At 27.9% G+C, this 7,761-nt stretch carries 8 protein-coding genes; 7 read left to right on the top strand and 1 reads right to left on the bottom strand.

The window, feature by feature from the left end; all coding sequences use genetic code 11:
* The first annotated feature begins 123 nt into the window (after nucleotides 1-123).
* The 3 genes from KJQ99_RS07990 to KJQ99_RS10880 are packed head-to-tail and all read left to right on the top strand — an operon-like array spanning nucleotide 124 to nucleotide 1,033.
* On the top strand, nucleotides 124-645 hold the full coding sequence (locus KJQ99_RS07990; RefSeq protein WP_239802921.1) for a thermonuclease family protein: 522 nt from the start codon (nucleotides 124-126) through the stop codon (nucleotides 643-645).
* A gap of 54 nt (nucleotides 646-699) precedes the next feature.
* Nucleotides 700-855, top strand: a complete 156-nt coding sequence (locus tag KJQ99_RS07985) for a CstA-like transporter-associated (seleno)protein (protein ID WP_214120529.1) — start codon at nucleotides 700-702, stop codon at nucleotides 853-855.
* Between the two features lie 46 nt (nucleotides 856-901).
* On the top strand, nucleotides 902-1,033 hold the full coding sequence (locus tag KJQ99_RS10880; RefSeq protein ID WP_275591981.1) for a hypothetical protein: 132 nt from the start codon (nucleotides 902-904) through the stop codon (nucleotides 1,031-1,033).
* Nucleotides 1,034-1,114: 81 nt separating this feature from the next.
* Here KJQ99_RS10880 and KJQ99_RS07980 read toward each other — a convergent pair whose 3' ends face one another.
* Nucleotides 1,115-2,035: a bile acid:sodium symporter family protein gene (locus KJQ99_RS07980; RefSeq protein WP_214150481.1), complete on the bottom strand. Its 921-nt coding sequence runs from the start codon at nucleotides 2,033-2,035 to the stop codon at nucleotides 1,115-1,117.
* A 131-nt stretch (nucleotides 2,036-2,166) separates the two neighbouring features.
* Between KJQ99_RS07980 and polA the strand changes: the two genes are divergently transcribed.
* From polA to motB, 4 genes are read left to right on the top strand one after another with little or no spacing between them, the layout of a single operon-like run.
* Nucleotides 2,167-4,773, top strand: a complete 2,607-nt coding sequence (gene polA / locus KJQ99_RS07975) for a DNA polymerase I (protein WP_214150480.1) — start codon at nucleotides 2,167-2,169, stop codon at nucleotides 4,771-4,773.
* A gap of 11 nt (nucleotides 4,774-4,784) precedes the next feature.
* A complete protein-coding gene (locus tag KJQ99_RS07970; RefSeq protein ID WP_214120526.1) occupies nucleotides 4,785-5,927 on the top strand; it encodes a GGDEF domain-containing protein in 1,143 nt (380 codons plus the stop codon).
* Between the two features lie 35 nt (nucleotides 5,928-5,962).
* A complete protein-coding gene (gene motA / locus KJQ99_RS07965; RefSeq protein WP_214118320.1) occupies nucleotides 5,963-6,736 on the top strand; it encodes a flagellar motor stator protein MotA in 774 nt (257 codons plus the stop codon).
* Between the two features lie 2 nt (nucleotides 6,737-6,738).
* The gene (gene motB, locus KJQ99_RS07960) at nucleotides 6,739-7,467 is read left to right on the top strand and encodes a flagellar motor protein MotB (RefSeq protein WP_214150479.1); all 729 of its coding nucleotides are present in this window, start codon (nucleotides 6,739-6,741) and stop codon (nucleotides 7,465-7,467) included.
* Nucleotides 7,468-7,761 lie beyond the last annotated feature (294 nt).

Raw genomic sequence — 7,761 nt, 5'->3', positions numbered from 1 at the left:
CAAACATATTTTGAGCTCCGATAGCAACAATTAATGATAATATTAATATAAAACCTTTTATAAAAACCATTGTAAAATCCTTTTAAAAATAATATTATATAAAAAATAATTTTAAGGATTAATATGAAAAAACCAACAAAAGCACAAATGCAATTAATAAAAAAATTACCATTTAAATATCAAATAATTGCTTTAATTGTTTTTTTAGTAGTTGCAAATTTTTCTTATTTTACTTCTTTTACTAAAGAGTATTCACTAGAAAAAGTAAGTGATGGAGATACTATAGTTTTGCTTAGCAAAGGAGAAAAAATCAAAGTGAGATTTTATGGTATAGATGCACCAGAAAGCGCTCAAGAATACGGGCAATTTTGTAAAAATATGCTAAGTGATTTTCTTAAAAATAAAGATATTAAGTTAGAGATTAAAGACAAAGATAAATATGGACGGGTTGTAGGTATTGTCTATGCTAATGGCGAAGATATAAATAAAGCAATGGTAAGAAATGGTTGTGCGTGGTCGTATCAAAACTATACGAAAAAATATTTAGATGATGAAAAATACGCAAGAGCCAATAAATTAGGATTATGGCAAGGTAAAAATCCACAAAATCCAAGAGAATTTAGATTAGAGCATAAAAGAGATTGATTAGCAAATATTTTATGTTATCTTTAGATTTTATTTTAACTTAAGGAGAAAGCTATGGGATTTTTTGATAAACTCAAAGCAGCTTGTGGTATTCCTGATTATGAAGCTTATTTAAAAGAGCATAAGGAAAAATACCCAAATGAAGAGCCTTTAAGCAAAGAAGAATTTTTAAAGCGTGAGAAAGAGCGTTTAAATTCTAATTGTGCTTGAGGTTAATTAAGAAGCAAGTTTGCTTATACAAGATTAAGGACAAGCAATGTTTAAAAAGCTTAAAGCATTTTTTAAAACAAAAACTCAAAGCTATGAAAAATACTTAGCTGAATGTGAAAAAACAGGCGAAAAGCCAAAAAGCGAAGAAGAATTTAAAACGATTAAAAAAAGTTGTTGATTATTTAAAAGAAGCTAGTTTAGTTTTACAAGTTAATTTAAAATAATTCCTATTTTAAAATTAAAATAGGAATTATAAATATTAAAATCTTCTAAAAATTGTTGCTAAAATCCCACCTGAAATATTGTGCCACACGCTAAATAAAGCAGCCACAACAGCAGCTAAAGGATAAGCAGCAAAATGAGTAGTTGCTAGTGAAGCAGCTAAGCCTGAGTTTTGCATTCCTACTTCTATTGCTAGAGTTTTTTGTTTTGCTAATTCTAGTTTAAAGATTTTTCCCGCAAAAAAGCCTAAAAGATAGCCTAAGACATTATGAAGCATTACAACTACTAAAATAATGCCTAAATTATCTAAGATTTTTGTTGCGTTCGCACCAACTACGCTCATTACTATAGCTACAATTCCAAAGGTTGAAATAAGTGGCAAAGTATCTTGTAATTTTTCAGTAATTTTAGGTAAAAACTTATGAGCTAAAACACCTAATAAAATAGGAATAATTATTACTTGAATAATGCTAACAAACATTGAAATAGCGTTAATATCAATGCTTTTTCCAACTAATAAATAAGTAATAAATGGAGTAATTATCGGAGCTAAAATCGTAGTGCAGCTTGTAATACTAACTGATAAAGCAACATCAGCTTTTGCTAGGTAGCTAATCACATTTGAGCTAGTGCCACCAGGACAAGCACCAACTAAAGCAACACCTATTGCTAAAGCAGTATCAAGTTTGAAAACAAAAATCAAAACAAAAGCTATAAAAGGCATTATTATAAATTGTGCAAAAATACCTATAATCACATCTTTAGGTCTTAAAAATAATTCCTTAAAATCACTAGCTCTAACGCTAAGCCCCATTCCAAACATAATAATTCCAAGCAAATAATTAACATAACTTGTCTTAATAATATTAGAAATACTTGGATAAAACAAAGCAAAAGTAGTGCAAACTAAAACCAAAATAGCTAAATTTTTTGAAATAAAATCGCTAATTTTTTTCATAAAATCTCCTTTAAAAAACACGAAATTTATTAAATTAAACTTTAAAGCAAATTAAAAATGAAAATTAGTTTTTTATTAGTTTTATTAATTATTCTTTTGATAACATAAAGGCAAAATCAAAGGTAGAAAATATGAAAAAAATAATAGTAGTAGATACTTTAAATGTGCTATTTCGCTCTTATTATGCGATGAGGAATTTAAAAAGTGCAAAAGATGAAAAACCAATAGGAATGATATTTGGTTTATTAAATTTTATGTTAAAAATTGTTGAAGAAATTGAATGTGATTATGTAGTTTTTGCACTAGATAGCTCGGGCGGGTCATTTAGAAAAGAGCTTTTGCCTGATTATAAGGCTAATAGAAAAGAATTAGAGCCTGAATTAAAAGAGCAAATTCCAGTATGTATCGAGCTTATTAAAAAATCAGGATTTTTATCAATAGAAATTCCTAATTATGAAGCTGATGATATTATTGCTAGTGTTAGTAAGTTTGCTAAGCAACAAGGCTTATTTACTAGCATTTATTCAACCGATAAAGACCTTTATCAATTGCTTGATGATAATAATACCGAGCTAATTGGTAAGAATTATGAGATTATAAATGAGTTAGCTTGTATTGAGAAATTTGGAGTTAAGCCTTATCAAATGCTTGATTATTTAACCTTAGTAGGCGATAGTGCTGATAATTTTAAAGGTATTCCTGGTATTGGACCAGTTGCTGCTAAAAAACTATTAAACGAATACGATAGCCTTGATAATGTATATAAAAATCTAAATGTATTAGGCAATAAAAGTTCTCAAAAAAAATTAGCCGAACATAAAGATGATGCAGTTTTATCTAAAAAATTAGCAAAATTAGTTGATGATTTGCCTTTAGGAGATTTTCTAAGCAAGGCTAGTAAGCCAAGTATTAATATATTTAATAATATTGAAGATGAATTAAGAGAATTTGAATTATTTAAATTCTTAAAATTTATAGATAAACAAAACGAGATAAAAGAAGAAAAACAAGTAAGCTTAAAATATACAAAAACCTTATTAGATGATAAAGAAGAATTATTTAAGATTATAGATAATTTAGGTGATGAGGTTGGGTTTGATACCGAAACAACAGGGCTTAATTATGATGATAAGATAGTTGGATTTTCGTTTTGTAATCAAGATAAAAGCTATTATGTTCCAATACTACATAAAAATGCAAAAAATATTGCTAAAGAAGATGCTATAAAAGCTATAAATAAGATATTTGAAAAAGTAATAATAGGTCATAATCTAAAATTTGATTTAAAAATGCTGAAAAATGACTTAGGTATTTCATATCCAAAGAAATTTAAAGATAGTATGATAGCTGCTTGGCTACTTGATTCAAGTTCTAAATACTCACTTGATTATCTTGCTAAGGAGTATTTTGATTATACTTGTTTAGCTTATGAAGAAGTAGTTAAAAAGGGCGAAAATTTTAGCGATATTGATACCAAATTAGCTTGTGAATATGCAAGTGAAGATGCGTTTATAACTAAAGCAATTTATGAACACGCTTTTAAAAACTTAGATGATGAACGCAAAAAAGAATTTGATTTTGAATGTGAGTTTATTAAAGTTTTAATTTCTTTAGAAAATAATGGAATTACACTAAATAAAGAAAAATTATTAAATCTTCAAAATATATTAGAGCTTAATTTAAAAGAATTAGAAAATCAGATATTTAATATGGTTGGCTTAAGCTTTAATTTAAATTCTCCAAAGCAACTTAAAGAGATTTTATATGATAAATTAAAACTACCTGATAATCATAAAGGCTCAACCAATGAAGCAGCCTTGCAAAGCATAGAGCATCCTATTGCTGAATTGATTTTAGAATATAGAACCGCTAGCAAAGTCCTTAGCACCTATGTTTTACCATTGCTTGAGTTAAATGTAGATAATCAAGAAAATTTCAAAGTGCGTTCAAACTTTTTACAAACAGGCACAGCAACAGGAAGACTTAGCTCAAACAATCCAAATCTACAAAATATCCCTGCTAGAAGCAAATATGCAAGTTATTTAAAAGAAGCTTTTATCCCGCAAACTGGTTATTCATTTATTAGTCTTGATTATTCTCAAATTGAGCTTAGAATGTTGGCTCATTTTAGCCAAGATGAAAATTTATTAAAAGCATTTTTATTTGATGAAGACATTCATACAAGAACTGCTATTGAGATTTTTGGCACGAGCGATAAAGATAAAAGAAATTATGCAAAAAGCATAAATTTTGGTCTAATTTATGGAATGGGTGCTAGAAGACTTAGTGAAGAGTTAAAAATACCATATAGTGATGCTAGTGATTATATTAAAAAATATTTTGCTTCTTTTAGTTTGATTAAAGAATATTTTGAAAATACAAAAAAACAAACAAAAGATTTAGGTTATATCAAAACGCTTTTAGGTAGGAAAAGATTTTTCAAATATACAAATGATATTAAGATAAATAATGCAAACGATAGAGAATGTATAAATAGCATTTTGCAAGGTTCGGCAGCAGATTTAATTAAATTAGCTATGATTAAGATTTATCCATATTTGAGTGAAAATGCAAAATTGATATTGCAAATTCACGATGAGTTAATTTTTGAAGTAAAAGATGAATATGTATTAGAATTTTCAAAAATAGCTCAAAATATAATGGAAAATGCTTATGGTTTAAAAGTTAAACTAAAAACGAGTTTGAGTGTTGGGAAAAGTTGGGATAAATTAAAATAAAGGGAAAGGTTATGGAAATAATATTTGCTTGGAATAAAGACTATGAAACAAATATTGATAATGTTGATAAGCAGCATTATTATTTAGTGCAATTAATAAATGAACTAGCTTTAAAATTAAGCGAAAAGAATTTAAATAAAAACGAATTAGATGAAGCTTTTAATGGTATTTTAAACTATGCTAAAGAGCATTTTTCAGAAGAAGAAATGCTAATGCAAAATGTAAATATTTATAGTGATTTTTTTCAAGAGCATAAATTAAGTCATAAAATGTTTATAGAACAAACTAAGCAATTATATGATGATGTTGGAGATGGCACTAATAAAGAAGCTGTTAAGAGTTTGTTAGAGTTTTTGATTTCTTGGCTTGCTTTTCATATTTTAGGGATTGACCAAAATATGGCAAAACAAATAGAATTAATTAATCAAGGTCTTGAAGCTAAAGAGGCTTATGAGATAGTAGTTCAAAATGAAAATAAGCAAACAGCACCTTTAGTAAAAGCTCTTAGTAATCTTTTAAATGTTGTAGTTAAGAAAAATAGCGAATTATTAGAACTTAAAAGAAATCTTGAATTAAAAGTGAAAGAGAAAACAAGAGAATTAGCAGCAACAAATCAAACTTTAAGAAGCATAGCTTTAACAGATGTATTAACAAATTTACCAAATAGAAGACATTTATTTGAAGTTTTAGAAGTTATTTTAAATGAAGCTAAAGAAAATTCGTTAATTACAAGTGGTTTAATGATTGATTTAGATAATTTTAAAGAAGTAAATGACACTTATGGACACGAAATGGGCGATAAGGTATTAAGAGAATTTTCGCAAACAATCAAAGAAACTATTAGAACTGATGATGTTTTAGCAAGACTTGGTGGAGATGAGTTTTTTGTTTTACTACCAAATACAGATATTGATGGTGCTATGTTGCTAGCAAAAACACTTTTAAATGTTACTAGAAGTTTAAATATTCAAGTAGGAAATAAGTTAGATGATAGATGGAAAAGTAGTATTAGTATAGGAGTGGCTACAATTTTACCTACTACTATTACAAATTCTAATGATTTTATGAAAAAAACCGATTTAGCAGTGTATGCTGCTAAAAATGCTGGCAAAAATTGCATAAAAGTATATAATGAAGAAATTTTAACTAAATGAATGTAATATTTTAAGATTTAAATAAAGGAAAAAATGTGGATTTAACAACGGTCTTAGGAATGGTTTTAGCTCTTACATCTATTTGCGTAGGGGATATTTTAGAAGGTGGTAACCCATTACACCTTATTCATATTTCATCGGTTTTAATCGTTTTACCAACAGCATTTTTCTCTACTATGGTTGGAACGAATAAATATTTTATAAAAGGAGCTTTTAAAGAGCTTAAAATAGTTTTTAAAGGTAGTGGGGTTAATTTTCAAGCAAGAACCGATCAGTTAATAGAATTTGCTTCTATTGCTAGAAAAGATGGGCTTTTAGCACTTGAACCAAAAGTAGCTGAAATAGATAATCACTACTTAAAATCAGCAATGATGATGATGGTTGATGGTAAAGATGTTGAAGAGATAAAAGAAAGTATGGAGCTTGATATTTCTCATTCAGAAACTTATTATGATGAGTGTAGGGAATTCTTTTGTCGTGTAGGTGAGTCTTGTCCTACATTCGGACTTGTTGGAGCGGTGTGCGGTCTTATGCTAGCACTTCAATTACTTGATAATCCGCAAGCAATGGCGATGGGTATTGCGGGTGCATTTACGGCTACGGTTACAGGGATTTATTGTTGTTATGGAGTGTTTGTGCCTTGGGGAAACAAAATCAAAGGTAACGGACATGATTTAATAGTAGAAAAAGAGCTTATGATGGCTGGGGTAGTTGGTATAGCAGAAGGTGCAAATCCAAGAGATTTAGAGCAAAAGCTATTTTTATATTTCCCACATGGTTTAGTGCCTAAATCACAATTTGGTGAATAATAATGTCTAAGAAAAAAAAGTGCCCACCAATACCAGCATGCGAGAAATGGGCTGTTCCTTTAGCAGACTTTTTCTCATTATTACTAGCGTTATTTATCGCACTTTACGCTATTGCTTCGGTAAATACTGATAAAGCAAAGGCTTTAACGAAAGAATTTGTAAAGATTTTTGATTTTCCAAGCACGCAGGTGGTAGAAAAAGAGAGTAAAACAGATGGCAAACATAGTCCATCAAATAACGAAGAATCTCGTGCTTTACAAGCTCAAAATATAAATCAGCAAGAAAGTATAGAAAAACTAAAAGCTATTTTAGATCAAAGAGAAAACCAATTTTATATGGAACTTCCTTCAATATTGTTATTTAATAAAGATGAAACTAGAGTTGCAAATAGTGATGATATTTTATATCTTAAAAGAATTAAAATGATAATGCAAGGCTTAGGAGATGGGGTTCAGCTTGAAATTCGTGGATTTAGCGATAATGATGATAGTTATTTAACAAGTTTTGATTTAGCAACTGCAAGAGCTAGAGAAGTCCTTGAGATACTTATTAAAAGCGGGGTTGATTCATCAAAACTTAGTATCAAAAGCTATGGAGCAAACAATCCTAGATTTGATAATAATAGTTTAGAATCTATCAAAAATAATAGAGTTGAATTATATTTTAAAACTGATATAAACGATATAAAATCTCAAAAAACAATACTTGATGCAGTAGAAAAAGTTAAATAATTTTATATATTTAAAGTTTTAAGGAATTTCAAATTCTTTTAAAGCTTTAAATATTATATTTTTACTACTTTTATCTTTTATAAATTAATAATAAAAACCTTATACTTATTTTATATATTATTAATAGTGTAATTTTGTAACAATTTTTCATAATTTTTTATATTTTTATTTTTCTTCACATTTTTTCACACTACATTTTCTAAAATTAGAAATAATTAGACACGATGAGTTAAGACCTTTACTTTCAAAAAACATATTTTCAAATTAAATCTTAAAACTATAATGCTAAAAATG

This window comes from Campylobacter sp. 2018MI13, assembly GCF_018501135.1.
In the GTDB taxonomy this organism is placed as follows: Bacteria; Campylobacterota; Campylobacteria; order Campylobacterales; family Campylobacteraceae; genus Campylobacter_E.
This window is presented reverse-complemented; position numbering and strand designations above follow the sequence as displayed.

What these genes read in the sequence shown, in the direction of transcription:
- KJQ99_RS07990 (WP_239802921.1), top strand. Translation starts at nt 124, where the DNA reads ATGAAAAAACCAACAAAAGCACAAATGCAATTAATAAAAAAATTACCA.
- KJQ99_RS07985 (WP_214120529.1), top strand. Translation starts at nt 700, where the DNA reads ATGGGATTTTTTGATAAACTCAAAGCAGCTTGTGGTATTCCTGATTAT.
- KJQ99_RS10880 (WP_275591981.1), top strand. Translation starts at nt 902, where the DNA reads ATGTTTAAAAAGCTTAAAGCATTTTTTAAAACAAAAACTCAAAGCTAT.
- KJQ99_RS07980 (WP_214150481.1), bottom strand. Translation starts at nt 2,035, where the DNA reads ATGAAAAAAATTAGCGATTTTATTTCAAAAAATTTAGCTATTTTGGTT.
- polA (WP_214150480.1), top strand. Translation starts at nt 2,167, where the DNA reads ATGAAAAAAATAATAGTAGTAGATACTTTAAATGTGCTATTTCGCTCT.
- KJQ99_RS07970 (WP_214120526.1), top strand. Translation starts at nt 4,785, where the DNA reads ATGGAAATAATATTTGCTTGGAATAAAGACTATGAAACAAATATTGAT.
- motB (WP_214150479.1), top strand. Translation starts at nt 6,739, where the DNA reads ATGTCTAAGAAAAAAAAGTGCCCACCAATACCAGCATGCGAGAAATGG.